Source organism: Erwinia sp. INIA01, assembly GCF_025947915.1.
GTDB lineage: Bacteria > Pseudomonadota > Gammaproteobacteria > Enterobacterales > Enterobacteriaceae > Erwinia > Erwinia coffeiphila.
Map to the genome: position 1 here is coordinate 268,605 of NZ_JAPDNC010000007.1, position 23,735 is coordinate 292,339.

The window sequence follows — 23,735 nt, forward strand, 5'->3', positions numbered from 1 at the left end:
TGACTCGGATCACAATTCAGAAAAATCAAATAATAACAGCTCTAAACTATTCCAGTTGATAAGCATCTGTCGTCTGCAGCGAGCCATGCTTTGATATTCCAGGGCAGTCACGAGTATATAAAATGCAAACTAAAATCTATGATGAATTGCTTAACAGCAAGCGTCGCCTGTCGTTGATGCTATTTCTTTTTTTAAATATTGTTACCGCTTTATTTTTGTCGCTTCGCGCCACCAGCCATACGCCACTCACGGCCTGCGCCCCCACGTTACTTATTGCGATATTCAGCGTGGCATTGCTAGCAAGATTGCTAATAAATCCGGCGGCGCAAATACAGCGTCTGAATAGTGTGGCTTTATTTACCGGCCTACTTTGGGCGTGGCATATATTCTCCCGCTATCATTATCAGTTCTATATCGCCGATAATTACCTGTTGGTTGCCCTGGTCAGCGTCTTCTTTATTAGCGCCATTGCACTGGGGGATCATCTGCTGGCATTTTGCCTGCACGCCCTACCGACCGCGGCAACCGTACTGATCCTGGATGCCGGCCGCAATACGCTGTTAATGCTGTTCACCGTTACGCTGCCGCTGGTCGGCTTCACCCTTCATCATCTGATGCTGCGGCGGCTGGATAATTTCACCCGTCGTCTGCTCAGCCAGCTTTATGCCGAAAAAGAGTCCTACAGCGATCTCAGTATGCTGGACCCGCTCACCGGCTTATATAACCGCCGGGGCCTGCATAACCGCCTGCAAAGCATTCTTGAAAAACACTCGGGCAGCCACTTTGTCCTGCTGCTGGATATCGACAATTTCAAGGCCTACAACGACAACTACGACCACACTATGGGCGATCAGGCGTTAATACGCGTTTCTACTGCCATTCGTGACGCGGTGCGCTCGCGGGATGTCGTTACCCGCTTTGGCGGCGAAGAGTTTCTGGTGCTGCTGACTAATGTCAATGAAACTATCGCCATGCAGCTGGCGGAGCGCATTCGTCAGTACGTGGTTAATCTGGAGATATCCCACCGCTTTAACGACAAGGTATCGACCCACGTCACCCTCAGCGCCGGTATCGCCCCGCTGGAGGGCGACGATTTTAACACCGCACTGACCAATGCTGACCGCGCGCTGTATCTGGCCAAGAACCAGGGGCGCAATATGCTGCTGTCCTGGCAGGACCTGATGAACAGTACCCAGCCACAGGCCGCCGATCCCCAGAATGTCTTTACCGGCGGAAAATAAAGGAGAATTAACATGAGTCTGGAATCCGTACGGCAGTTTTTTGCCGAGCGCGCGCCCGAAATCGCCATTATCGAACTGGAAGAGAGCACCGCCACCGTCGATCTGGCCGCGCGTGCCCACAAGGTTGAACCGGGGCAGATTGCCAAAACGCTGTCGCTGAAAGTGAAAGATCGCGTGGTGCTGGTCGTCACACGTGGCGATGCGCGGCTGGATAACCGCAAGCTGAAGCAGGCCCTGGGGGCGAAAGCCCGCATGCTCAATGGCGAAGAAGTGGTGAGCTGGACCGGCCATCCGGTTGGCGGCGTTTGCCCGTTCGGTCTGGAAAACCCGCTCACCGTTTACTGCGATGTGTCGCTACGTGACTATCAGGAAGTGCTGCCCGCGGCGGGCGCTATACACAGCGCGGTGCGCATTGCACCGGAGTATATGGCCACCCTGACCGACGCCGAATGGGTCGACGTCTGCCAGCCGCCTGAATGACTTACCGACGACGGCCCGGGCTGTCGTCCCTTCACCGATTTTCCGCTGCGCCCTGCCCCCGGACCCCACTACCTGAAATTTTAACGCCCTGGGTTTCACGCCCAAAGGCAACAATCAGGCAGATCAGCACGGCCACCGTTCCCGCAACGATCGCCATCGCCAACCCGTAGTTATTGCCGTGCGCTTCGGCAATTTTTGACTGCAGCGTGGCATTCACCGACGCAATCAGATTCCCCAGCTGATAGACAAACCCCGGCAGTACCGCACGTGCATTGGCCGGAACCAGTTCGGTCAAGTAAGTCGGCACCACGCCCCACGCGCCCTGCACCATAAACTGCATCAGAAATGCCCCGCAGCCAATCATCCACGAACCGCTGGAAAACGCCCACAGCGGCAGCACCGGTAGCGCAAGGAAAGCCGCAATCATCATCGCCTTCTTGCGGCCGATTTTCTCCGACAGCGAACCGAAGAATATGCCGCCCAGCATTGCCGCAATGTTATAGCAGATGGCGATGATGCTGACGATGTGCGGATCGAAGCCGTGCTGCACTTTCAGGAAGGTAGGATAGAGATCCTGGGTCCCGTGGCTGAAGAAATTAAAGCAGGCCATCAGCAGCACCAGATAGATACACAGCTTCCAGTGGCTGCGCAGCACCGGCATCAGCGCCGCGCTCTCCTTACGTTCACGGGCGGCCAGCCATACCGGCGACTCCGGTACTTTGAAATAGATAAACGGCAGCAGCAGGATCGGCAACACGCCAATCAGGAACATCCCGCGCCATCCCACCATGCTGTAGCACAGGCCGAAGATAATTGACGCCAGCAGATAGCCGCAGGGATAGCCCGCCTGAAACACGCCGGACATCAGTCCGCGCGAGCGATCGGGAATGGTTTCCATCGCCAGCGAAGAGGCCACGCCCCACACGCCACCCATCGCAATGCCGTAGATCACACGGAAGATCAGGAACCACTCCAGCGTCGGTGACCAGGCGGAAAGCAGCTCAAACAGCGAGAAGATGATGATGTTGGTCATCAGGATCGGGCGTCGCCCGTACTTTTCCGCCAGACGGCCAAACAGCAGCGCGCCAATCGGCCGGACCGCCAGCGTCAGCATGATTGCCAGCGAGACATCGGAAATTTCGGTGTGGAAATTGGCGGCAATATCGCTCAGCACAAAGACCAGAATAAAGAAGTCGAACGCATCCAGCGTCCAGCTGGCAAAGCTGGCGAACGCCACATTGCGCTGGGTAGAAGTCCAGTTAAGCATGGGGATGTCCTGTAGGGGATATTTGTTATTTATTTGTTTATAGCATGTGAACAACAAGCCCAAGGGAACCCTTTTGTCAGGCTTATCATCAGGGTGTAAGCGGAAGTTTCAGTTTGTTGCAAGAGTAATTATTAGGCAGGTAATCATCGAGTAAGGGCCAAAACCGCGCCGAGATCAGGTAGTGCCAGGCCGCTTTTGAACGAGTGAGGAAACCGGTGCATATTCACCAGGCTCCCGGCAAAGGAGGGAAATAGCGCGTACCGGCCTGCACGATAAAAGTCAGAGGATACTGATGCATCGGCCTCGATCTTGTGCAATCGAAAGACCATGCTGCATCAGCCTCACGCTTTCATCGATTCAGGGAATTACAGGTTGGGTCATCGCCAGATACTTCTCCAGCATCGCTAACAGCAGATCGTTATCCACGGACTGCAACACGTGGATCAGTCCCCCCTCGGGCTGGTCAATCCCGACATCCAGCCGCAGCGGCGGGCGGTAGCGCCAGGATTTACCGCGCGTCATGCCCGGCCGGAGTTCAACATCGACGTAGTAATCCGCCGCACGGGCAACATCCTGATTAATCAGCCACGCGACCACCAGCGCATCGTGTATCCAGCAGCCAGGCAGGCGACGGGTCTGCATGGAGTAATCAATCCACGGTCGCAGTGTTTCACTGACAAATTCGGCCAGTGGCCCGGGTAGCTGGGCAATACGATCCAGATCGCCGTGGGTCATCATCGTTTTGCTGGTGACGTCCATCGGCACCAGAGTGATATTCGCGCCGCTGGTCAGCACCTGATGCGCCGCCTCTGGATCGATACCGAAGTTGGTGTCCTTAATAAAATCATCCAGCGCGAACACCCCGCCCATAATGGCAATCTCCTGTACCGCCTGCGCCATCTGTGGATAGCGCTGGAGTGCAAGCGCAACGTTGGTCAACGGACCGATCGCCACCAGGGTAATTTCACCCGGGTTGTCGCAAATCAGCTGGCCGATCGCATCCGCCGCTTCCTGCTGCGTGGGTTCAAAGCTGGCGGGCTGACGTACCCCCTGCCACAGATGTCCCAGTTGATTACTGTGCACCCGACGATCCAGCACTTCGCGCCACGGCCCGGCAGGTTCATACAGCGCCATGTCGGCCCCTTTCACCACCGGCACCGGCCTGCCGGTACGCTGCATCAAATCTTTCGCCACGCTGTATCCCACCTCGCTGGGGGTATTTCCCGCCACCGTTGTGATCAGCTCCAGTGAAAGCGACGGAGCCGCCAGCGCCAGTGCTATCGCCAGCCCGTCGTCTACATTGGCTCCGGCAATCCCGTTGCCGGGATCGCAGTCAATAATTAATCTCTTCATAACTCGCTATCGGAATAAGGGGCTGCCTGACAGCCACAGGATTCACCAATCTCCAGCCGGTGGGAAAACTCGCGCAGCATGGCTTTACCGTTCCATTCTGCCAGCATGACGATCGCCGCTTTGGCTATCTCGGCCACCGGCTGCCGAACGGTGGTCAGCGAAGGCACGTGATAGGCCGACTGCTGCGTGCCGTTGAAACAGACCAGCGCCACATCCTCCGGTACCTTCAGCCCCTGCTCGCTCAGCGCGCGGATACAGCCAATTGCCTGCGCTTCGTTGGTAGCAAACAGCGCACGCGGTACCGTCGCCCCCTGTAACATTTTTTTCGCCGCCAGATAGCCACCTTCGCGGGTGTAGGGCGTGCTAAAAATCCACTGCGGATTCTCCTGCACGCCGTGCTCTGCCAGCGCCTCCCGCCAGCCGAGCAGGCGCTCCTGCGTATTCAGCATCTCCAGCGGACCGCAGATAATCCCCGCCTCGTCGTAGCCATGGCTTAACAGGTGAGCAGTCACCTGACGGGAAGCCTCCCGCTCATCCACCCGCAGTACGCTGACCTGCAGTGCCGGATCGACACTGTCCAGCATCACAAATGGCGTGCCGCTGGTCCGCAGTAAATCGGTATAAGGGTGGCGATCCACGCTGATATAAAACAGCCCGCTGACTTGCTGGCTGAGCATATTATTAATCAGCTGCAGCTCGCGCCTGCGGCTGTCACCCGAATCGCCTAACAGCATCACCATATCGTTGGCCAGCGCCTCCTGCTGAAGCGCATGGGCCAGCGAAGCGATAAAGGCGTTATCAATATTCGGTACGATCAGGCCCCAGGTTTTGGTGGTGCCGGAGGCCAACGCCCGCGCCACATTATTGGGGCGATAGCCGGTTTTCTTGATCGCCGCCAAAACGCGTTCGCGCGTGGTCGCCGCCACCGGACGCGGGCCGTTATTGATCACATAGCTGACCACCGCTACTGAGGTTCCGGCTTCTCTGGCAACATCGGCACGCGTGGCTCGATGAGGGTTTTGCATTGCGGCCGCCGACTTCGTCAGATTATTTACTGCCATTCAGCCGCTATCCTTATTTTGTCGTTAAATTGCGTCGTCGGGATCGTTAAGATCGCGCCCGCGCGTTTCCGGTGCAACAAACGTTGTCATCAGCCCAATCGCCGCCATCGCCGCGAAGTAGGTAGCAATCGGCCACCAGTGCCCGGTCCAGGAGAGCAGCGCCGCAGCCACCAGCGGTGCCGTACCGCCGGAGAGAATCGATCCCAGCTCTTTCGCCGTGGCCATTTTCGTGTAGCGATGCGTCACGCCGAACAACTCTACTCCCCACGCCGCCTGTACGCCAAAAATCCCCAGCGATGCCAGCCCCATTCCGGTGACGATAGTGGCAATCACCACGGCAGGCTCGCGGGAATCCAGCAGCATAAAGGCCGGGAAGGCATAGAGGATCAGTAGCAGGCAGAAGCAGCGATAGGTAATCCGGCGGCCAAAGCGGTCCGACAGCCAGCCCGCCAGTGGAATAATCAGGAAGCCAAGCAGCGAGGCAATAAACACGGCGGTCGTCGCCACGGATTTATCTACGGCCAGCACCTTCACCACATAGCCGATGATAAACCCCTGAGCCAGATACGAGGGACCGTTTTCACCAATTCGCAGGCCGACCATCACCAGAAAAGCACGGCTGCGCTGCCAGAATCCACGACGGTCGGTGGCTGCCGATGTGCTTTTCACCTGCGAGCGCTGCTGCTGTAGCGCCTGTTTCTGACGTTCGAACACCGGCGTTTCGCGTAAATGGCGGCGTATCCACAGCGCCACCAGTGCAATCAGCGAACTACACAGGAAAGGAATACGCCAGCCCCACTCCTGTAGCGACTGCTGATCCATCTGCACCACCGCCAGCCACACCAGCGACGCGACCAGCGTGCCGCTGTTGGAACCGAGCGCAATAATTGAGGATACCAGCCCACGCCGCTGCGCCGGGGCATATTCACCGAGCATCACCGTACCGCCGGAAAGCTCCGCCCCGGCTCCGAACCCCTGAGTAAAGCGCAGGATCACCAGACAGGCGGGTGCCCACAGTCCGATGGATGCATAAGAAGGGATCAGGCCGATTAGCGTCGTTGAAACGCCCATCAGAATAATGGTGGAGACCATGACGATTTTTCGGCCACGGCGATCGCCCAGCCAGCCGAAGAACAGTGCGCCGATGGGGCGGGCAATAAAGCCAACCGACCAGGTGGCGAAGCTGGAGAGCAGCGCCATCGCAGGACTGGCTTCGGGGAAAAAGACATCGCCGAAAATAATACCGGCGGCCAACCCGTACAGCGCAAAGTCAGCGTACTCCATGGCTGTACCCAGCCAGCAAGACAGGGTCGCACGCCAAAAATCCTTACGCCCTTCTTCGGTGGTTAAACGTTCATCGGCCGCTGCGGTAGGTGGCACCGTGTCGGGTTTGGCAACGCTATTAGGTTGAGACATAGACAAATCCTGATTTGAAAATCCATTTAAGGCCCCTGCCGTGAGCTTCCTGCATGAGGAAAAAACACGGTCGGGGGAGAGAAACATAAAGCCCTGTAGCAAAGATCGGTAACGGGTTCCCTGGTGTTGGAACATGTTTTTCGTTCCGCGCTCGCCGGTTCAAAAGCGACCAGTCATATAAGTAACGCGAAACAAAATTGACCTTCACGTGGCCGCCGGATTTCCCACGCCGTGAATTTTCACACAACACGCATTCTATCTACGCGTGTAGATAAATCAAGGCAGCAGGACTAACTCATTAATTAATCTTGATATTCATCACGAATAACCAATGGAATTACAAACAAAATCAAGGGGATAAAACAGGTTAAAAATTCAACTTTTTCTATCGCACCAAAGCCCGGCAGATGCGCAACGTTTTCCACCCAGCCGAATAGTGCAGCCCGATTTTTAACGGGAAAATATTGCAGAAAAATGAAGGTCAGGAAGATTTATGGAAGCACATTGCGCAGGTCAGCCATGGGGGATCGTTCTATCGTCGTGCTCAAACTGTCTGTAATTCAACCAGTTCCGGGCTGTCGTAGTTTGCCTGGAAAATAGACATACAAATGGTAAACGCTGGATCGCTGCGCGCAGTTCCATTATAATCCTGCGCCTCAGGCCCCTTAGCTCAGTGGTTAGAGCAGGCGACTCATAATCGCTTGGTCGCTGGTTCAAACCCAGCAGGGGCCACCAAATTTTAGCTTTGAAATCATATAATTAAGCCACTCTAACGAGTGGCTTTTTTGTTTAGTGTTATCATCGTGTCGCAAAAGTGTCGCGTTGTTTTTGTGATAATGGTTTTGTATAGAACCTGCTCGACCTTTTTCATCTATAAAAAAACCCGCACTAAGCGGGTCATATCTACAGCCACAATGTTCTTTGCCCTCCTGTTGAGGGGTGTGGAGGTGCGGGTATAATCACCCCTGGAGTTACAATAAATCGCTCAACAGATTCCATTGTCACAAATGTGCAACTGCAATTGATGTTTGTGCATTGGTGGTAACGTTCTTTAGTATTTTCACTTAGATAACGACTGGTACGTGCATGTGCCGCATGCTGACACTTTGGACAATGGAACATAGCTCCCCCAAACAACAACCTTAAGTGAATAAATCATACACAAAATTCACTTAACGTGAAATAGGTATTCATAACTCATAGATAAGGACGCCTCATGAAACTCATCAAAACAACTCTTTTATGCTCCTCCATAGTTTTTTCCTACAATGCATTCGCTCAAAGCATTGATATGCAAACATTAAATAAAAGTTTAAAGCCGTGGCAACCTGCTGAGATTGTCCAAACATCAAATAGCATTAAGATCACGTTACCAGCCAATAAAGTTTCATCGGAAGCATATGAAGCCTTGATATCATCCGGAGTTTGCACTCCTATCTGGCTTAAAGATGCCCCTACATCTTTCCTCAAAACAACGGCAGAGATACACGTCGTTAATAAGTTTTCCGCACTTGGTTATACATTTGAACACCCTTTGACTACATGTAAAAAAATGGGCGAACTAATGGATGACCAAGCCAAAAGCCTGATGTACGGAAATACGCGCACCTACACATCAAAATAAAATTTAACAACCCGACTCTATACGGGTTGTTTTTTTAATCTGCAACTGCCTCATACTCAACATCCGACAGCCTCACCTCAAGCTCTAATCTCGTCGTGAATCCGCCGTTACTCAAAGAGTGCATTACCTTAGTAATTGTCCACGATTGCTCGTCTATGACGCGCTTAAAGCCTGCAACCTGTACCGGCGTCTCAGGGTAAAGGTCTGCGCGCCCCGTCGCCAGCCTGATAGAAAACTCAGCAACACCACGTTGCAGTTTGTCCCATTTGGCCTGGGCGGCTCGCATGGCCTGGGCTTTGGTTGAAAATATTGTCGTCAGGGCAAACACGTTGTCATCCTCGCCGACCATGTATTCACCCTCCCTGGCTTCCGGCGTCTTCACCGTTTTTTTCTTCGTTACCGGTTTGGCTTTGGGGTGCTGTAGCGCGCGTAAATGCTGCTCTTTTGGTTTGCGTTTTAACGTAACCTTTTGTTTTTGTGGCTTCGGGTCTTTGGTGTGCAACCACTTTGCCGTAACGCCGGTATATGCCCCACGGTCAGCAATAGAAAACTGATGGCGGTCGCCATCGCTGCGGGTGATCGTGACCTGCGGAATGGCTTTTCCGCTGGCTGTAACCCCACGACCGGCTTTGAGGAAAAGTAACTTTCCAGCTTTTACCGAAACCTCACCGCCGTTTCGCTCGGCGAGCCGTGTCAAAAATTTGGCATCCGATTCCTGTGACTGGTCGATATGCGGAATTTTTATTCCGGCCAGCTCAGGTATAACGCTCGATGTCAGTTTGTTACGTGTCGCTATCGCTGCCACGATCTCGCCGAGCGTCTTGTCATGCCAGGACTCTTCCCGACGTGAGTTAAGCGTCCCCCGAAAATCGGCGCTACGGGCGCGGATTGTCACCGTATCTGGCGCGCCATGATGTTCAACCTCATCGACGGTAAAACTTCCCTTACCAATCAACGCAAAGCCTTTCCACCCGAGGTAAAGCGTCAGTACGGCACCGCGTAACGGCAGCTCGACCAGCCCGTCAGCATCATCAAGTTCGATATCGAGTTGGTCGGCCTCGAATCCGCGATTGTCTGTCATGGTCAGGCTCATCAACCGGTTGCTGATGTTGCCGGTAATATCTTTGCTGTCGAGCATCAGCATAAAATCGGGCGTCAGTACGCCACCCGCATTAAGATTAAGCATATCCAGCATCAGCTAATCCCCACCATGCCAGCCACTGACGAGGCCATATTTCCCGCCTTGCCAATCAGTGATTTTGCCTGTTCGCCGATATCGCCATACAGCGCCGCAAGGGATTCATCCACCCGGGTGAGTGTCAGCGTAAAATCAATTTTACGCGCCGTGCCGTCCGCAAAAAACAGGCTTCCTGTCTCGCTGATATTATTGATGACGTACATACCGTAAATCGTGCCAGTACCATCCAGTAACGGCCAGGCTCGCCCCTGGTCAGCCATCAGACGAATAGCCGTCATCGTCAGCTTTCCGCCGGTCAACTCAGGGTAAAGCGTCCCGGCCAAGGTAATTTTTTCCTCACCCGGCCCCAGATACTGGAAAGAATCCCGCTTACCTACGCGGGAGTTTGACGGCCACCGATATTCGGCATCGCGTTGCATCGTCTGGTGTGGCAACGTCTGGCGCATAAAAACAAACATACCGAGTGCGAGCATCATTTTTCGTCACCTCCTATCCGTCGTGGTTCATGCTGGCACGCTGGCGGGCGCGTTTTTCACGCTCAAATTTTTCGAGCGCATCTTGTAGCTGGCGATCGAGCTGAGTGCCGTTACCGCCACCATCAACGGAAATGTGATACTCGCTTTTACTCTGGTCGATGTAAGAACGTCCGGCGGGTGCAGTGACGGGTTGATATGCCTGATAGCCGCTATAAGTACTAGTAGCCGGGATATAAGAGTTACCCTGCGTGGCTGCATTTGCTTTTGCAGCAGTCTGGTCAAGCGTGCTGGACTCTTTGTTGATTATGCCGAGCTTTTCAAGCACCCAATCGATACCGCTGCGCAGCTTATTGAATGCTGTAAGCGGTAACGTAAGAGCGTCAGCCAGGCGCTGACCAAACAACACACCGGCATCTCGAAAACTGTTCAAGGTTTCCTGCGATGATTTGACCGGCGCGATCAGGTTGTTAAACCAGTCCCATGCGGCTTTCAGTTTTCCGCCCAGCCAGTCAAACATCGGTTTAAGCGGTGCAAATAGTTCTGCTACTGGCGCAAAGACCGTGCGCAATCCTTCCATCACGCCGCCAAAAAACGCGCTGATGGGTTCCCAATATTTACGGATGAGCAATGCCCCGGCCACTATTGCGGCCACGACAGCAACAACCGGCCAAGAGATCGCGCCAATTGCAGTAACGACGCCACCGGCCACCGTAGTAAATACGGTACCGAGCGCCGTCGCAGCGGCGATGATGGCATTTACACCGGTTATTACCGGCCAGGCAATCAGCCCAATAGCCCCAATCATCCCCACGACCCCGATCGCCACAGCGGTAATCACCCCCAGCGTCTGCGCGAGCTCTTTATTTTGCTGGATCCATTTATCAAGTTTGAGCACGTAGCCGGTAGCTGTTTGCACCAGTTTTCGTAAGGAGGACTCCTGCTGGTCAAAAAGGTCAGTACCTACAGCCTCATATGCCGACTGAAACTCTTTAAAGTCGCCGCCGAGGTTGTCCTGCATAACCTTAACTAGTTCCTCCGTCTTACCGTCAGAGGCTTTAAATGCAGCAGTGAGCTTGTCCAGCTTTCCTGATTGAGCCGCGTTCATCAAAACAGCGGCGGCAGAGCTGGCCTCTTCACCGAAGATCGTTTTCATGTATTCAGCGCGCTGACCGGTACCCAGCTTATTTTTTTCAAAACTGGCCTGCATTTCCTTCAGGATGGTAAATATCGGGCGGGTATTCCCTTTACTGTCTGCCGTTTTAACCCCAAGCTCTTTAATCGCCACGTAGGCTTGCCCGGTCGGTGCCTGTAATCGACTTAAAATAGCGCGGCTACCCGTACCAGCCATTGACCCCGTAATTTTCGCATCATGTAGGGCGCCAACCATTGCAGCGGCTTCCTCAATACTGACACCGGCATTTTTAGCCACCGGCGCAGCATATGTCAGCGCATCACTAAGCCCGTCAAAATCTGCGGCGGTTTTATTCATTGTCATCGACAGGACATCACCGATGTGAGAGACCTGATCATTAGTTAGCTGGAACGCTGATTTCATCCCCATCAGCAAGCCGGCGTTCTCTTCCATCGTCCGACGGTTAGCGAGCGCCATATTAAGCGTGACGGGGGTCGCCGCCTGGATTGCTGCCGCATCTCCGCCCGCTTTCGCAATGATAATTTGAGCGCCTGCCGCATCATCAGCAGAGGCGGCGGTATTGTCGCCGAGCTGTCGGGCCTGCTTTCGCAGTGCCATCATTTCGGCTGATTCTTTCGCCACGCCGAGCACGGCCTGTAACTCGGAGTTTTTTTGAGCAAAATCATATCCCGGCTTCATAAGCGCCACACCGGCCAGCGTTCCGGTCGTTGCCATACCAACACCAGCGGCCCCCATTGCCGCCGCGTTTCCGGCTAGCTCTTTACCGGCCTGATATCGCTGCTTAACCGCGTTGAGCTTTGCCTGTTGTGCGCTGACCCGCGCCAGTGCTTCACGCTGGCGATTGAGCTGCGCCGTTGTTTCGCTGATGCTGGTTTTTAACCGGCGCTCGTCTGCCGCCAGGGTGCGGGTATTAATTCCCGCCTGGCTGAGTTCCTGCCGCTGGCGTTGTACGGCCTGCCGCAAGCTATTGTGTTTGAGCTGGAGTGCGGCGGCGCTTTTACGTGCGGCATCCATTGCCTGCGCCTGCGCGCGCGTCGGCTGTTCGGTATTTCTAAACTGGATCGCCAGCGCGGCGGCTTCCTGTTTCGCTTTCTTCAGCTCCTGACCGGTAACGGCAAGTTGCGCGCTGGCCTTGCGAAACCCGTCAATACGGGACGCCTGGCCATTCAGCTCACGCAGTGATTTTTGAGTGTCCCGGATATCTCCAGACAGCGTTTTGCTCGCTGTCTGGATGGATTTAAACGGGCGGGTCGCCTGGTCAACAGCCTTGAGTAATACCTGCAATTTAACGTCGTTACTCATTCGTGTTTCCGCTTCGCTGTAGCGCCTTTTCGCGCCAGGTGGTGAGCTCGGTCAGGCTCATGGGATATAACTCTGATGGCGGCCAGTGAAAAATCACCGCGATATCCGCCATCAGGTCATCGACCGACAGGTCTTTCGGGAAATTTAATCCGCCAAATTCGGCGACAAAAAACCGATCACCTTTGTTGCCAGCGCCATCAAATCGGGTAAATCCATCATGACGACATCCGACTCGGTGAGTGATGGGCTGGTCATACGCGGCAGCACTTTAATCAGGGCGTCGACTTCAGAGCGCGCAACGTCGGCCAGGCTGACACCGCGCAGGGTTCCGGCGTTGGGCTTCATCAGGGTGATTTTTTCGATGACCTGCTCGCCGCGTTTGATGGGGTTTTCCAGGGTGACGATGTTTTCTTTGCTCATGATTTTCTCGCTGTTTACGGATTCGGGGTTAACCGGCCAGGCGTGCTGGCCGGGGTAAAATTACAGGCCGATATTGCGGCGGTGCTGGTCGAGTCGGTCGACGCCGTTCACCTTCTCAATCATGTTGAGGACGTCGATTTCTACCAGCTCTTTACCGTTCATGGTCAGCTTGTAGTACGAGCAGACCAGCGATAATTTGCTGCTGGTATCCTCGCCCTGTTTGCTCTCGCCGTTATCGACTTCCTTCACCTTGAAACGGGTCTCAACTTCCACCGCCACGGTTTCGCCGGTATCGTCCCGCTGGTAAGAGCCTGCGTAGCGCAGTAGCGTCCCGGTACCGACGGCACCATAAAGCGACCAGATCGCATCATCAGGGAAGCCGCCGAGGGAAATCTCCATCGCCAGCGCGTCATCGTCGAGGCCGAAATCGACCGGGGCCGAGCCTGACATCCCGCCGCCCCGGTAGTTTTCCAGCTTACGGGTCAGCTTTGGCAGAGTGACGGACTCGATAACGCCGAGATAGCTGACGCCATCTAAAAACGTGTTCAGGTATTTGAGCTTGCGCGGCATTGCCATTGGTCAGGGCTCCTTAATTGCTGTTAACCGATGACACCAGATTCGCCAGGTATTTATCGGTAATGCGCTGGCGTAGCGTCAGGTTTTCGAGAGGGGGAACCGGCGTATAGTCGTAATCGATATACAGTTTCCCGGCTTTGAGGGTCGCCGCGTCGTTGGCCGATTCATCAAACCAGCAGGTCGCATCGACGATATAGCCCGCCGTTTTCATCTCGCGGAATTTCGCATTGATACCCGCAACGATGTCCTTAATCAGCGTGGCAGTGATCGGCTTGTCGACCGCCCACATGTGACCAGCGGCCATTGTGTCAGCGATAACCTGCGCGGTGCGGGTGTAGTTCTCAAACAGGAACAGGGGGTCATCTGAACAGCAGCGGTTACCCCAAAATCGAAACCCGTCTTTGCGAATCAGCGTGGTGACGCCAGCCTCGTTAAGCAGGTCGGCATCGGTGCCGGATTCCTGCAAATCCCAGAAGACCGACGCGCTGATGCCGGTGACGCCATTCACGCCAACGTTTGACAGGGTTTTATGCCAGCCGGTGTCCTGGTCGATTTTGGCGCGCAGGCCCAGCGCGCGGGCAGTCGCCCAGGCGGTTTCGGTCGCGTTCGCCGTGGTATCCCATGCCAGAAAATCGGGCCAGATAACCATCAGCTCACGCTGGCTGAAATTCTCGCGATAGAGCATCGCCTCGGAAATGTTCTGGCAATCCCAGGCGCTGACATAGCCAAAGGCGCGCAGCTTCTGGCAAATCGGCGCGAGCGCGGTAGCAACCTCAAGTGAATCGAGACCCGGCACGCCAAGGATGCGCGGTTTAACGCCGGTGACAGCCTCCGCTGTGAGCAGCGCTTTCAGCCCGGTGTAATTGCCGCTTTCGTCAGTGCCGCCGATGATATTAGAGATAGTCTGCGCTTCGGCATCGTCGCCGGTACCTTCGGCAACGCGCACAACGACAATGACCGGTTTCGACTGGTCGGCGATTGCCTGGAGGGATGCGGCCAGGGTGCCTTTTGTACCCGCTTTCGCAATGGCGCTTTGCACGCTGGTAATCAGTACGGGCTTATTGAGTGGGAAGGTGGCGGCATCGGCATCGCTGGCCGTACAGACCATGCCGATAATCGCCGTTGATACGGTGGAAATGACGCGGGTGCCGTCGTTAATCTCGACAACCTGGACGCCGTGATGAAAATCGCTCATCCGTTTAACTCCGTGGTTAAGTGTGAGCATTATTTTCAATCGTGGGGGAAGGGGTGACGAGTCATCCCCGCTGTAACAGGGACGGTACAACAGGAATGACCGTCACAGGGTCAGGCGACGCGGCTCCAGCACATAAGCAGGGTGTGCGCTTCCACCACGCTGAACGATTTTCCTTCGCCGAGGTTGGCGGTTTTGCCGGTGGTCGTATGTTTATGCGGCGGTACTGTGACTTCATGGTCGTGCTCTCCGGCATCATCTGTCACGCCCAGCTCTTTAGGGTTAAAGAGCTGACGCACATCGCCGCCGATTTCCCAGGGGTCATCTTTACCGGCCACCCCACCATGATTGTGAACACCGCCGCGCGTGGTCTTCAGTTTCTCCTCTGCCTGTTCGCTGGTTTCGCCACTCACATCAATCTGAACGGCGGGCAGGTTGGCCTTCTGGAGCGTGACGGTATCGCTACCACCGGTCGTCCCGACGTTCGAGCCATCGGCTTTCGCAACTCGAATCGTTTTGTTTTCGCCGGTGTACAGCCATTGCGACCAGGGCCACTTTTCATTCGGGTTGACGTTCTGATTAAAAAATCGCGTGGTGCCGACGGGGTTATCGTCTTCCCAGAAATCACGCTTTGCCGCCGTTATCGCATCAGCAATCACCTGCTGAATATCCGTGTCGAGCTGCCCTGCAACATTATCGGCATAATCCTTTGCCTCATTTTTTGCCCGCTCAACCTCAGCGACTGAGGCAACAATAACGGCCGGGTCGGTCATCAGCTGCACATCGGCGGTATTGTTAACCGCAATCCACAGATTTAGCGCCTGCTGTCTGCCCGAGCCTTCCGCCAGTAGCGGTTTATACGACGGCGGCAGGTTTGCCACCGCCAGACACACGCCCTCATCGTCATAGAGCGCCGCTTCGCGCAGCCAGAATCCGCCAACCTGGGGAAACATCACCATTTCGGCCCGGATAATATTTGCACCGCTGTCAGCGATAACAAGCCTGTTAAGCGGTGCGCGGTACAGTTCGTTAATCAACCCCGTCTGCGTGGCGTAGGGTTGAGGCAGCGTCCCGCCGCCATCGCCGACGCCCATATGGGAGAAGCCTACAGGCTCACCTGATAACGCCGCCTCCGCCATTTTCCTTTCACCTTCAGCGGTCAGGATTGCCATAAATTTTGGCGTGCCCATTTTCACCCCCGCTTAAATGTCCAGCCCATGAACGCCCAGGTAGTAGCGCTGAATCTGCTGATACTGCGCGGTGATTTCATCATCGGTTAAAACGCGGTTCCATACCGCCATCGCCAGCACCCGCGCCCCCGCATAGGTCACGGCATCCATTTCAGAGCCAATCAACAGGCCGGGTAAACCGGAACCCGCCTGCGTGAATGACGTGGTGACGTTATTCTTCGCTCCACCTTTCAGGTGCATGATGACAACCTTCGTCTCATCCAGATTCGAATAGTCCACCGTTCCGGCAAAAGCCATCGGTACATTATTTTTAATGGCGGCAGCAATGGCTGCGGTTGCAACGGCGTTTGCGCCATCACTGCTTTGCTTTCCGCCCATCTGAATACGCAGGTTTTGCACTCCGGCAGTAGCTGAAGGCTCCGAATAGACCGAAAAGCCGATAGGCCGCGTGGTGCTGGCATTAGAAATCGCATAGGCCCGGCTGTCACTGGTCGGGCAAAACACCCCCATGACAGTCATTTTTGCCGACTGAGGAACGCCGGTCTTAATATATGATTCATGGGATGTGCAAATCACCCCCTGAGACATGCTCCCTACCACCGGCTCGCCAATTACGCGGGCAGGTAAACCGCCGTCGGCCAGATTTCGCCCCTGACCAACATCACCGCCAAAGAAGTTAATAAACTGTAGCCCTTCAGGAACGACTGCGGAATAACCGATATTCTGCTGCGAACCGTCAATGCCCTTAATAATTTGTCGAAGTCCCATATCAGATATCCTCACATTTAATTCGAAATGCCACACAAAAGTTATTTAACGGATAAGGTTTATTCACAAGTGCGGCGATATTTGCCGATGCATACTGTCCGCTGCCAGCGCGATATTCGTAGTTGTAAGGGGCCACAGTGAAATCGCTGTCACAAAGATTTCCGTTTCCCCGATAGGTAGTACCCGGCGCGTACCAGAGATAAACTTCACCCACCGGCACGGAACTCAACAGCACGGACACAACGGACTGTCCCACAATGGATACGGACTCAATACCCACCACGCCGTTTGCATCCTTTACCAGAAATCCCTTATTCGGATACTGCGTGGAAATATTCACCACGTAGCTTTCTTTAAATTGCAGCGGCGGCGAGGGAGTCAGGAAACTCACAATAATTTCTTTGTCAGAATACCGGACAGCTTTAATTGGCTTGAGTGGTTTCCAGTCCATACCCCTGTCGAGAATACGGTGCAGAACTTTGCCAAATTGCATCCCGGCCCAACGATAACCGTTAGGGTCGAGATGCCCGTTTTTGTCTGTTACCGGATAGACCGGCGTCGCCATCCAGCACCCCGGCACGGTATCAGCCATGTCGATTTGTGCCATGCCGATGGCTAAATCCTGCGTATCAACGGTATAGCCTGCACCGGTCTGATAAGTCACCCAGGCAGGAGGCAGCGATTGTCCGCAGATACCGTAGGCGCAGTCAGAAATCAGATCAGTGCGCAGTTTTTTTGTCAGCTCAAGAAATGTCGCCCGGTCATGCGTACCTGAGCCATCAACCCAGTAGTTCCACTCTCCCTGGGCATAAAGAATAGCGGTGATGCCTACACTTGCCGCCGGGTACTGATTCGCGATACAGGCTTTTACCTTTGTGACGGCCTCAATCACCCGGTTATAGTGATTCAATGCATTACCTTTTGAGAGCTGCTCAACCGTTCGCCCCTGCACGCCGCAGTTCAGCACGACAATTTTCCGTTCCGGGTTAACGCTGACACCCCGGAAATCGTTCTGCAACTTGCGCCAGAAATTGACAGCACCTACATCAAAAGTTTCGCCTTCATTCGTTGCCCCTGGAGCCAGGCTCGCCACTTCCTCTGCGGTCAGGATACCGCTGCCGCCTTTGGTCTGAGTGACGGCAATCAGCGGCTGAAGTTTTTCCCCGCCCATCGGCACCCACTTACTGCCGCCGGTGTCACGGTCTGTTGTAGGTCGAACGGAATCACCAAACATCAGCACATTTTCAGATTCGACAGGTAATACCGACAGTGCCGGCCAGCCTTCCGTTCCGGTTGATAACGACTGACCGTAAGTGATAATCAGATTAAAATCGAACACCGGGCGCTGAATGCCTGTTACCAGACGGTTATATATGGAAGAGGAACCCGCCAGCGCGAGATTATCCATACTGGCAATAAAAGCGGCACGGGTAGCCCCTGTATCCTGCGGCTCTGTCGGCGCGCCTGCCTTCATCGCAGAAAATATATGAAATCCGTACTCATCTTCAATAACGACATCATTGTTGCGGGATGTTTTGTATTTTCCGCTGATATCTTCGCGGGCATCAGCGGTGCGACGTTCGATAATAAACCCGTACTCATCCTCAAGCGTCTTTTCTTCCCGTTGTGATGCTGCATATTTCCCGCTGATATTCTCAATATCACCGGAAGAGCGTTTTTCCAGAACAAACCCGTACTCATCCTGCGTAATATGCTCGCTGTTGGCATTCTCTTCAAAAGCCAGAATATCCATAGACAGACCTTTAGCACCCACCTCAAAATCGGTAGTTTTCAGTGCGCCATTATCAAGCCAGGCCAGCACAAAGCCGCCCTCCGACTCCCATTGTGCAATTCGCGGCACTTCAGGGGCGTCAGAAATAGTCTGTTTGATTTTTTCCACTGCGGCATTAGATGGCGAGTACGCAACAGCTTCCGCCACGCCGTCGTTATTCAGATAATAAATAAATGCAGTATCTGAACTTAAACCCTGAGCAACTCGGTATAACTGGCCACTTGTAGTGGCAGCGTTTCCGGTAATAGTTCCATCTGGATCATTATCCGTCCTGAAGAAGGTCAGATTTTTAAAGTCCACACTGCCTTCCAGCAACACTTTCAGGTATGCAGTCCTGTTTGCAAGCTGGGTCGCCTGAATATTTGCAGCCCCATCCCTTCCGCCCTCAACTTTGTCATTACGCCGGATAAGGTAAATACCTTCTTCCCATTTTACGAATTCATTTATATTCATATTACTTTCCTGAGAAATGATAATGCTCGTCGTACAGGGCTGCGCCATCAAAATAAATACTGTCGTCTGGTTCGTACCCCGGCGGATATACCGTTATCGTTTCACCATCCACGACACCCACACCGATATAAGCGGCACCATATACGCTCGCCGAAAGTGTCAGCTGCGATATATGGCGGCTGACTGGTTTTGCATCGCCAATAATTCGCTCAAGCTCTTTAATCATCGTTTCAGTGATGCCGATGTCATTGAGGTCAATCTCAAGGCGGAATGTCCCGGCGGGGTCGGCCACCTCCCACCATTCCTGGAGCGTCATACTGTAGCCCAGCGTTTCAATAACCCGGCGAACGGCGGCAACGGTGCCTTTGCGTTGGTGGATCCAGAAAGCTTCACTGACCGCCTGGCGTTTCTCTGTTTCCGACCAGTTTTCTTCCCAGCGGTCGACAGAAAACGCCCACGCAAGGTAGGGCAGAAACTTTACCGGGCATCGCCAGGGGTTCCATAAATCTCGCAGCGGCACGGATAAATCGCTGATGACGGCGCACGCTTCGGCGGCTCGTTGTTCCAGCACCGACGAACCGGTCGCCATCAGCGAATTACTCATCGGAGCCCCCGATCACGACGCTGGTTTCTGTGCAGTACGCGGCCTTTGTTTTGTCGAGCACGACGTCGGCCAGCGGTTCGCGCAGTTCGACGCGCTGGACACCCTGCACATGCAGCGCGGCATAGATGGCAGATAGTCGAATATCGCGACCGAGGCGGCGCTGCTCTGTGATATAGGCGGTTAACTGCGCTTTGGCAGCGGCAAGAATCGGCTCGGTTGCCGGGCCGGGGTACACATACAGCACGGCATCGACTGCATAATTGACAATCTCGGCCGAGACGACAGTCAGGCGGTCACCGACCGGGCGCACGCTCTCATCATTCAGCGCGGTACTGACGGCCAGCAATAAATCATCCGACGCGGTGCCGTCACCTTCCCGCGACAGCACGGCGATAGTCACCTCTGCCGGGGCCGGGCTGTTCGCCGAAGCATCCGCGACACGACCATCGGCGCTCAGGGCGTGAAATTCATAGGCACCGGTTGGCCCGGCGACACTCATCCCCTCAAAAGCAGCCGGTATGCGCTGGCGTAAATCGCTGTCGGATTCCATGACCGCCGCCACCGGCGGGATTTGTGTATCGTCTCCGGGGGTAATGACCAGGCGCTCAACGTTATTATTTGCCGCGAGCTGGTCGAGGTCGTTTTTAATGGCATAGGCCACCATTCCGGCTTTTGCCGCCTCGTTGATACGCTGGCGTAAAATCACTTCCCGATACGCGTTCTCTTCCAGATATTTCACCAGTGGATCTGACTCCAGTGTCAGCGTCCTGGCGATCGCTTCCTGCTCGTCTTCCGGGTACAGTGAAATCAGCGTCGCTTTGCGCTCGGCGAGGATGGCTTCAAAATCCAGCGTTTCCACCACATCAGGTGCGGGGAGCTGGCTCAGGTCGATAACTGCCATAGGTTCAACTCACAGGGATGGTTAAGAAAAGGCTCTCGCCGGTATCGGTGATTTGGCCGGTCACGTCGACGACCATCTGCCCGTCAAACTGCCGCGCTGTGCTGATGCTGGTCAGCCTGACGCGCGGCTCCCACTTCAGGATCGCCATGTAGCACGCCGCCATAATTTGCAGCTCAAGCGCCGGGGTCTGAGGCTGGTCAATCATCTGCGACAACAGCGAGCCGTATTCACGACGCATGACGCGGGAGCCGACGGGCGTGCGCAGAATATCCCCGATGCTCTGGCTGATATGGTCAACGTCTGAAATGCTTTCACCGGTCGTGCGATTCATGCCGAGATAACGCGCCGTCATTGGGTCCCCTCCGTCCATTCATCGCCGCGCCTGATGCCGCCGTGGCCGTGTTTATCCACCTGCACACCGTTGGAAATGAAAGCGCCGCCGCTGTGCTCGATATCACCTGACATCTTGCCGCCTTGCTTCACCTCCAGCGTGCCGGTCGTCAGCTTGTTGGTGCAGACCACCTCCGGTGTATCGAGGGTGACGCGGGTCGAGGCTTTTACCAGCACCACCGGCACGCTGACGGCAATCGTATCGGATGCGGTCACATCGGCAGTTTTAATGCCGGTGACAGTCAGCGCGCCGGTTTCCGGCTCATAACTCATAACGGCACCGTCGGGAAACTCAACGTGCCAGGCATCCGCCGAGGCCGACGGCGCGGGGTTGTCATCGGAATAAATACCCGGCAGCACAAAGGCGGTATCGAGTTCGCCGCCTACGGCCAGAATCATCACCTGCTCACCAACAGAGGGAGCCCACCAGGTGCGCGAGCGTCCGGCCCGGTGCGTCAGCCACTGGAGCCAGTCGGTATAAATGCCGCCGGTCTGTACGCGACAGCGCCCGGCGTCGAGGTCAGTTTCGACGACGATGCCGGTGCGGATCATGTTGCGTATCGCGCGGGCGAGTTCCTGGATAGATGCGAGAGTATTCATAGGGGAAAGGATGCCGCCGGGGTGTTCCGGCGGCAATCTGCGGGCGTTTTGCCCTGGCTGGCACAACGTTAATCGGCGAGGTAGTCGATAATGACGCTTTCCACAAGTTGCCGGTCGTCCTCGGTAAAGCCCAAAAGCTGACGTTGTGGATATTCAACTTCGGCGCTTTTTGGTGATGGTTTATCCTTGAGCCCGAGCTGATGCACGCGGGCGATGCGCTGCACTTTCCCGGTAAATTCCACCACCGCCGCGCTATCGCCGCCGCGCGCTTTCATATAGCGGTTGGTACGCAGTTTCGCGAACATCTCGCGCTTAATCCGGCCTTGCTTTGCCCTGACGGGCGGGCGCTTACGCGGGGCAAAGGGCGAACCGTCCGGTGCTTTCTGCGATTTAATACGCTGCTGTTGCCGCTGTCGCAGTTTCTTCGCAATGTCGGCGGTCATCCGACGCCGCCCGGCGGGGGAAAGGGCCGCTATCAATCCGGCGAGCTTGTCCTCAAAGGGTTTGAAGTCATTCATCCCATTTACTCACCAGTTCGCCATTACTCCACATCTCGACAGGGCGCGTCACAGGCTCCGGCGGTGGCGGCTCCGGGATGTTCTCAACGTGCAGTGCGCCGTCGACCTCTTTGACCAGCGTGCGCTCGGTCAGCAACAGGCTGATGCTGACATCGAGGCTGCTGTCGTTATTAATGTCAGCGTACCAGGCAAATCCTTTTTTTCTCCCCTCGTCGGTTGTCATAATGTCCGGCTGATTGACACGCAGCCAGGCCATAATCGGCACAAACAACAGGTCAATATCGTCGGTAAAATCCGTGACCACGATGTTAAGCGTGTACCGCTTTTCAAACGACAGGGAGCGCGCCAGCGTCGCCGTATTGTTGCCATCGTCCAGGCGAAGGCAAAGCATATCGGGGTTGGTACGCAGTACCGGCACCGCATCAGTTAAGGCTTTTCGCAGACTGTTGGGCTTTTGCATCGATTTCATCCTGGCATTGTTTAACCGTATCGACCTGGATTGCGCAGCTTTTCAGAGCGTTTTCGAGCTGGCGTATATCCGCACTCAGGTCGCCATTAGTCAGCGGGTCGCTGCCCGGCATCGGGCAGGGGCTGACCTTCGGGCAGGCGTTGTAAACAATCACCGGCGGCGGCGTTGGTACAGGCGGCGCGCTGGTGCAACCGGCGCACAGCATCAGGTAAATCAGCGCGATACCAGCGACGAAACGCGTCATTTTCATTGAGTAACCTCGTGATAGTTTGTTCACGCCTGAAGGCCAGCAGATTAGCCGCCGTGAGCTTGTCCCTCATGGCGACCTGCGCCAGCTCTTTACGCTGCGACTGCTCTGCGGCCACATTGAGCTGATTTTTCAGCATGGTGATCGTGGTTTTCTGCGTACCGGCGACCCGGTTCGCACGTTCAAAAGAGGCGCGCAAATTGCTGTTATCGTGTCGCATCCACAGCAGACCCGCGCAGGCCAGTGCCAGCAGGATAATGACTATTTTCATGCGGATACCCCTCCGGCCTTGCGCCACACGGCGACCAGTTTGTCGAGGCTGTGCTCACGCTGACCATACCCCGCGCCCGGCAATGAGGCCCATATGTTGCGACAACGGGAAATGGCGCGTTCAATGCGCCCCTGCTGCAAGTCTTCCAGCGCGCCGCGCTCACGGATCAGCTGAATGGCGAGCCTGTCCTGTGATGCCGGGCTGAAATCCGGCAAAGCGAGCTGCTTTTTGTAATGCGGCCAGAACAGATAAAGCTGCTGGTAACGCCCGGATGCCGTGGATTTTTCCCCGCGACGATTGAAGACCTTCGCCGGGCGCCCACCGGCAAACGGGTGATCGCGATAGTCGGTAAAAATCTCCGGCCTGCCATCGAAGCCGGTGACAATGACGTCGTACCCGTTGTTTTTCGTCAGCGGGTGCGTCGCCGTACCCTCTGAAAACGCCAGCGTGTCGAGGAATGCCGCGACGTTGGGGTGTGTCTTAATGACCGCCATCGCTTTCCCCTTTTTTAATCCTGCGCTGAATCGCAATTTCCACCGCCTGATAACCGGCGATACCCAGCATGGAGCCAAATCCGCACACGGCAGCAGGCGGCAGGTCGGGAAACTGCACCAGCGCCACCCCGGCCACCATCGAGACAAAGCCGCCCAGCAGCATACGACCAATAAAAAGCCGGGCGGTGATGGGCTCGCCACCGGCCAGCACTTTCCCGACGACAATCAGCACGCCGATCAAAAACAGTGACAGGACGCTTTTTTCACCTTCCGTCATGT

The 23,735-nt window shown here is 55.1% G+C and carries 28 protein-coding genes and 1 tRNA gene; 4 read left to right on the forward strand and 25 right to left on the reverse strand.

Annotated elements, in window-relative coordinates; translation table 11 throughout:
• Nucleotides 1-122 precede the first annotated feature (122 nt).
• The gene (locus tag OMR58_RS14580) at nucleotides 123-1,241 is read left to right on the forward strand and encodes a GGDEF domain-containing protein (RefSeq protein WP_264546279.1); all 1,119 of its coding nucleotides are present in this window, start codon (nucleotides 123-125) and stop codon (nucleotides 1,239-1,241) included.
• Between the two features lie 12 nt (nucleotides 1,242-1,253).
• Nucleotides 1,254-1,721: a YbaK/EbsC family protein gene (locus OMR58_RS14585; protein WP_200562291.1), complete on the forward strand. Its 468-nt coding sequence runs from the start codon at nucleotides 1,254-1,256 to the stop codon at nucleotides 1,719-1,721.
• A gap of 31 nt (nucleotides 1,722-1,752) precedes the next feature.
• Here OMR58_RS14585 and OMR58_RS14590 read toward each other — a convergent pair whose 3' ends face one another.
• From OMR58_RS14590 to OMR58_RS14605, 4 genes are all read right to left on the reverse strand, one after another.
• Nucleotides 1,753-2,988 carry an MFS transporter gene (locus OMR58_RS14590; RefSeq protein ID WP_200562292.1) on the reverse strand — a complete coding sequence of 412 codons (1,236 nt, stop codon included), beginning with the start codon at nucleotides 2,986-2,988 and terminating at the stop codon, nucleotides 1,753-1,755.
• A 357-nt stretch (nucleotides 2,989-3,345) separates the two neighbouring features.
• Entirely contained in the window at nucleotides 3,346-4,341 is a 996-nt protein-coding gene (locus OMR58_RS14595) for a nucleoside hydrolase (RefSeq protein WP_200562294.1), read from the reverse strand.
• Complete coding sequence (locus tag OMR58_RS14600) at nucleotides 4,338-5,402, reverse strand: LacI family DNA-binding transcriptional regulator (protein ID WP_264546280.1); 1,065 nt, start codon at nucleotides 5,400-5,402, stop codon at nucleotides 4,338-4,340. Before OMR58_RS14600 ends, OMR58_RS14595 begins: the two co-directional genes overlap by 4 nt.
• 24 nt (nucleotides 5,403-5,426) lie before the next feature.
• Complete coding sequence (locus tag OMR58_RS14605; protein WP_200562296.1) at nucleotides 5,427-6,818, reverse strand: MFS transporter; 1,392 nt, start codon at nucleotides 6,816-6,818, stop codon at nucleotides 5,427-5,429.
• 659 nt (nucleotides 6,819-7,477) lie between these two features.
• On the opposite strand from OMR58_RS14605, the gene OMR58_RS14610 reads away from it, so the two are divergent.
• A tRNA-Ile gene (locus tag OMR58_RS14610) sits at nucleotides 7,478-7,553 on the forward strand.
• A 168-nt stretch (nucleotides 7,554-7,721) separates the two neighbouring features.
• Here OMR58_RS14610 and OMR58_RS14615 read toward each other — a convergent pair.
• Entirely contained in the window at nucleotides 7,722-7,940 is a 219-nt protein-coding gene (locus OMR58_RS14615) for a DNA-binding transcriptional regulator (protein WP_032454093.1), read from the reverse strand.
• Between the two features lie 94 nt (nucleotides 7,941-8,034).
• Here OMR58_RS14615 and OMR58_RS14620 point away from each other — a divergent pair, with 94 nt between their 5' ends.
• Complete coding sequence (locus OMR58_RS14620) at nucleotides 8,035-8,442, forward strand: hypothetical protein (protein ID WP_072143322.1); 408 nt, start codon at nucleotides 8,035-8,037, stop codon at nucleotides 8,440-8,442.
• A gap of 34 nt (nucleotides 8,443-8,476) precedes the next feature.
• Here OMR58_RS14620 and OMR58_RS14625 read toward each other — a convergent pair whose 3' ends face one another.
• From OMR58_RS14625 to OMR58_RS14720, 20 genes are all read right to left on the reverse strand, one after another.
• Nucleotides 8,477-9,637, reverse strand: coding sequence for a phage late control D family protein (locus OMR58_RS14625; protein WP_264546281.1), 1,161 nt, complete (start codon nucleotides 9,635-9,637; stop codon nucleotides 8,477-8,479).
• A complete protein-coding gene (locus tag OMR58_RS14630) occupies nucleotides 9,637-10,116 on the reverse strand; it encodes a phage tail protein (protein ID WP_064159021.1) in 480 nt (159 codons plus the stop codon). Before OMR58_RS14630 ends, OMR58_RS14625 begins: the two co-directional genes overlap by 1 nt.
• A 13-nt stretch (nucleotides 10,117-10,129) precedes the next feature.
• Nucleotides 10,130-12,571 carry a phage tail tape measure protein gene (locus OMR58_RS14635; protein ID WP_264546282.1) on the reverse strand — a complete coding sequence of 814 codons (2,442 nt, stop codon included), beginning with the start codon at nucleotides 12,569-12,571 and terminating at the stop codon, nucleotides 10,130-10,132.
• Nucleotides 12,564-12,683: a GpE family phage tail protein gene (locus OMR58_RS14640; protein WP_014343413.1), complete on the reverse strand. Its 120-nt coding sequence runs from the start codon at nucleotides 12,681-12,683 to the stop codon at nucleotides 12,564-12,566. Before OMR58_RS14640 ends, OMR58_RS14635 begins: the two co-directional genes overlap by 8 nt.
• Nucleotides 12,684-12,715: 32 nt before the next feature.
• Nucleotides 12,716-12,991, reverse strand: a complete 276-nt coding sequence (locus OMR58_RS14645) for a phage tail assembly protein (RefSeq protein WP_004195711.1) — start codon at nucleotides 12,989-12,991, stop codon at nucleotides 12,716-12,718.
• 60 nt (nucleotides 12,992-13,051) lie between these two features.
• Nucleotides 13,052-13,567, reverse strand: a complete 516-nt coding sequence (locus OMR58_RS14650) for a phage major tail tube protein (RefSeq protein WP_032697532.1) — start codon at nucleotides 13,565-13,567, stop codon at nucleotides 13,052-13,054.
• 13 nt (nucleotides 13,568-13,580) lie between these two features.
• Nucleotides 13,581-14,762 carry a phage tail sheath protein gene (locus tag OMR58_RS14655; RefSeq protein ID WP_032697531.1) on the reverse strand — a complete coding sequence of 394 codons (1,182 nt, stop codon included), beginning with the start codon at nucleotides 14,760-14,762 and terminating at the stop codon, nucleotides 13,581-13,583.
• A gap of 110 nt (nucleotides 14,763-14,872) precedes the next feature.
• Nucleotides 14,873-15,931 (reverse strand): phage tail protein, encoded by a 1,059-nt coding sequence (locus OMR58_RS14660; RefSeq protein ID WP_264546295.1) that lies wholly within the window; start codon nucleotides 15,929-15,931, stop codon nucleotides 14,873-14,875.
• A gap of 30 nt (nucleotides 15,932-15,961) precedes the next feature.
• Nucleotides 15,962-16,717 carry a hypothetical protein gene (locus OMR58_RS14665; RefSeq protein WP_108451774.1) on the reverse strand — a complete coding sequence of 252 codons (756 nt, stop codon included), beginning with the start codon at nucleotides 16,715-16,717 and terminating at the stop codon, nucleotides 15,962-15,964.
• 1 nt (nucleotide 16,718) lies between these two features.
• The gene (locus OMR58_RS14670; RefSeq protein WP_264546283.1) at nucleotides 16,719-18,962 is read right to left on the reverse strand and encodes a hypothetical protein; all 2,244 of its coding nucleotides are present in this window, start codon (nucleotides 18,960-18,962) and stop codon (nucleotides 16,719-16,721) included.
• 1 nt (nucleotide 18,963) lies between these two features.
• Nucleotides 18,964-19,551 (reverse strand): phage tail protein I, encoded by a 588-nt coding sequence (locus tag OMR58_RS14675; RefSeq protein ID WP_264546296.1) that lies wholly within the window; start codon nucleotides 19,549-19,551, stop codon nucleotides 18,964-18,966.
• A 7-nt stretch (nucleotides 19,552-19,558) separates the two neighbouring features.
• Complete coding sequence (locus tag OMR58_RS14680; RefSeq protein ID WP_264546284.1) at nucleotides 19,559-20,467, reverse strand: baseplate assembly protein; 909 nt, start codon at nucleotides 20,465-20,467, stop codon at nucleotides 19,559-19,561.
• A gap of 4 nt (nucleotides 20,468-20,471) precedes the next feature.
• Nucleotides 20,472-20,819, reverse strand: coding sequence for a GPW/gp25 family protein (locus OMR58_RS14685; protein WP_264546285.1), 348 nt, complete (start codon nucleotides 20,817-20,819; stop codon nucleotides 20,472-20,474).
• Nucleotides 20,816-21,409 (reverse strand): phage baseplate assembly protein V, encoded by a 594-nt coding sequence (locus OMR58_RS14690; RefSeq protein WP_264546297.1) that lies wholly within the window; start codon nucleotides 21,407-21,409, stop codon nucleotides 20,816-20,818. Before OMR58_RS14690 ends, OMR58_RS14685 begins: the two co-directional genes overlap by 4 nt.
• 116 nt (nucleotides 21,410-21,525) lie before the next feature.
• Nucleotides 21,526-21,975, reverse strand: a complete 450-nt coding sequence (locus tag OMR58_RS14695) for a phage virion morphogenesis protein (protein WP_019704238.1) — start codon at nucleotides 21,973-21,975, stop codon at nucleotides 21,526-21,528.
• Complete coding sequence (locus tag OMR58_RS14700) at nucleotides 21,968-22,435, reverse strand: phage tail protein (protein WP_264546286.1); 468 nt, start codon at nucleotides 22,433-22,435, stop codon at nucleotides 21,968-21,970. The genes OMR58_RS14695 and OMR58_RS14700 overlap by 8 nt, the downstream gene beginning before the upstream one ends.
• Nucleotides 22,398-22,649, reverse strand: a complete 252-nt coding sequence (gene lysC, locus OMR58_RS14705) for an Rz1-like lysis system protein LysC (RefSeq protein WP_116927959.1) — start codon at nucleotides 22,647-22,649, stop codon at nucleotides 22,398-22,400. Before lysC ends, OMR58_RS14700 begins: the two co-directional genes overlap by 38 nt.
• Nucleotides 22,531-22,962 carry an Rz-like lysis system protein LysB gene (gene lysB / locus OMR58_RS14710; protein WP_019704240.1) on the reverse strand — a complete coding sequence of 144 codons (432 nt, stop codon included), beginning with the start codon at nucleotides 22,960-22,962 and terminating at the stop codon, nucleotides 22,531-22,533. The genes lysC and lysB overlap by 119 nt, the downstream gene beginning before the upstream one ends.
• Complete coding sequence (locus OMR58_RS14715) at nucleotides 22,959-23,456, reverse strand: glycoside hydrolase family 24 protein (protein WP_080936067.1); 498 nt, start codon at nucleotides 23,454-23,456, stop codon at nucleotides 22,959-22,961. The genes lysB and OMR58_RS14715 overlap by 4 nt, the downstream gene beginning before the upstream one ends.
• Nucleotides 23,443-23,733, reverse strand: coding sequence for a phage holin family protein (locus tag OMR58_RS14720; protein WP_009309693.1), 291 nt, complete (start codon nucleotides 23,731-23,733; stop codon nucleotides 23,443-23,445). The genes OMR58_RS14715 and OMR58_RS14720 overlap by 14 nt, the downstream gene beginning before the upstream one ends.
• Nucleotides 23,734-23,735 lie beyond the last annotated feature (2 nt).

What these genes read in the sequence shown, in the direction of transcription:
- OMR58_RS14615 (WP_032454093.1), bottom strand. Translation starts at nt 7,940, where the DNA reads ATGTTCCATTGTCCAAAGTGTCAGCATGCGGCACATGCACGTACCAGT.
- OMR58_RS14695 (WP_019704238.1), bottom strand. Translation starts at nt 21,975, where the DNA reads ATGAATGACTTCAAACCCTTTGAGGACAAGCTCGCCGGATTGATAGCG.
- OMR58_RS14690 (WP_264546297.1), bottom strand. Translation starts at nt 21,409, where the DNA reads ATGATCCGCACCGGCATCGTCGTCGAAACTGACCTCGACGCCGGGCGC.
- OMR58_RS14650 (WP_032697532.1), bottom strand. Translation starts at nt 13,567, where the DNA reads ATGGCAATGCCGCGCAAGCTCAAATACCTGAACACGTTTTTAGATGGC.
- OMR58_RS14680 (WP_264546284.1), bottom strand. Translation starts at nt 20,467, where the DNA reads ATGGCAGTTATCGACCTGAGCCAGCTCCCCGCACCTGATGTGGTGGAA.
- OMR58_RS14645 (WP_004195711.1), bottom strand. Translation starts at nt 12,991, where the DNA reads ATGAGCAAAGAAAACATCGTCACCCTGGAAAACCCCATCAAACGCGGC.
- OMR58_RS14590 (WP_200562292.1), bottom strand. Translation starts at nt 2,988, where the DNA reads ATGCTTAACTGGACTTCTACCCAGCGCAATGTGGCGTTCGCCAGCTTT.
- lysB (WP_019704240.1), bottom strand. Translation starts at nt 22,962, where the DNA reads ATGAAAATAGTCATTATCCTGCTGGCACTGGCCTGCGCGGGTCTGCTG.
- OMR58_RS14685 (WP_264546285.1), bottom strand. Translation starts at nt 20,819, where the DNA reads ATGACGGCGCGTTATCTCGGCATGAATCGCACGACCGGTGAAAGCATT.
- OMR58_RS14585 (WP_200562291.1), top strand. Translation starts at nt 1,254, where the DNA reads ATGAGTCTGGAATCCGTACGGCAGTTTTTTGCCGAGCGCGCGCCCGAA.
- OMR58_RS14600 (WP_264546280.1), bottom strand. Translation starts at nt 5,402, where the DNA reads ATGGCAGTAAATAATCTGACGAAGTCGGCGGCCGCAATGCAAAACCCT.
- OMR58_RS14675 (WP_264546296.1), bottom strand. Translation starts at nt 19,551, where the DNA reads ATGGCGACCGGTTCGTCGGTGCTGGAACAACGAGCCGCCGAAGCGTGC.
- OMR58_RS14660 (WP_264546295.1), bottom strand. Translation starts at nt 15,931, where the DNA reads ATGGCAATCCTGACCGCTGAAGGTGAAAGGAAAATGGCGGAGGCGGCG.
- OMR58_RS14720 (WP_009309693.1), bottom strand. Translation starts at nt 23,733, where the DNA reads ATGACGGAAGGTGAAAAAAGCGTCCTGTCACTGTTTTTGATCGGCGTG.
- OMR58_RS14635 (WP_264546282.1), bottom strand. Translation starts at nt 12,571, where the DNA reads ATGAGTAACGACGTTAAATTGCAGGTATTACTCAAGGCTGTTGACCAG.
- OMR58_RS14700 (WP_264546286.1), bottom strand. Translation starts at nt 22,435, where the DNA reads ATGCAAAAGCCCAACAGTCTGCGAAAAGCCTTAACTGATGCGGTGCCG.
- OMR58_RS14630 (WP_064159021.1), bottom strand. Translation starts at nt 10,116, where the DNA reads ATGATGCTCGCACTCGGTATGTTTGTTTTTATGCGCCAGACGTTGCCA.
- OMR58_RS14670 (WP_264546283.1), bottom strand. Translation starts at nt 18,962, where the DNA reads ATGAATATAAATGAATTCGTAAAATGGGAAGAAGGTATTTACCTTATC.
- OMR58_RS14655 (WP_032697531.1), bottom strand. Translation starts at nt 14,762, where the DNA reads ATGAGCGATTTTCATCACGGCGTCCAGGTTGTCGAGATTAACGACGGC.
- OMR58_RS14640 (WP_014343413.1), bottom strand. Translation starts at nt 12,683, where the DNA reads ATGGCGGATATCGCGGTGATTTTTCACTGGCCGCCATCAGAGTTATAT.
- OMR58_RS14605 (WP_200562296.1), bottom strand. Translation starts at nt 6,818, where the DNA reads ATGTCTCAACCTAATAGCGTTGCCAAACCCGACACGGTGCCACCTACC.
- OMR58_RS14620 (WP_072143322.1), top strand. Translation starts at nt 8,035, where the DNA reads ATGAAACTCATCAAAACAACTCTTTTATGCTCCTCCATAGTTTTTTCC.
- OMR58_RS14665 (WP_108451774.1), bottom strand. Translation starts at nt 16,717, where the DNA reads ATGGGACTTCGACAAATTATTAAGGGCATTGACGGTTCGCAGCAGAAT.
- OMR58_RS14625 (WP_264546281.1), bottom strand. Translation starts at nt 9,637, where the DNA reads ATGCTGGATATGCTTAATCTTAATGCGGGTGGCGTACTGACGCCCGAT.
- OMR58_RS14715 (WP_080936067.1), bottom strand. Translation starts at nt 23,456, where the DNA reads ATGGCGGTCATTAAGACACACCCCAACGTCGCGGCATTCCTCGACACG.
- lysC (WP_116927959.1), bottom strand. Translation starts at nt 22,649, where the DNA reads ATGCTGTGCGCCGGTTGCACCAGCGCGCCGCCTGTACCAACGCCGCCG.
- OMR58_RS14595 (WP_200562294.1), bottom strand. Translation starts at nt 4,341, where the DNA reads ATGAAGAGATTAATTATTGACTGCGATCCCGGCAACGGGATTGCCGGA.
- OMR58_RS14580 (WP_264546279.1), top strand. Translation starts at nt 123, where the DNA reads ATGCAAACTAAAATCTATGATGAATTGCTTAACAGCAAGCGTCGCCTG.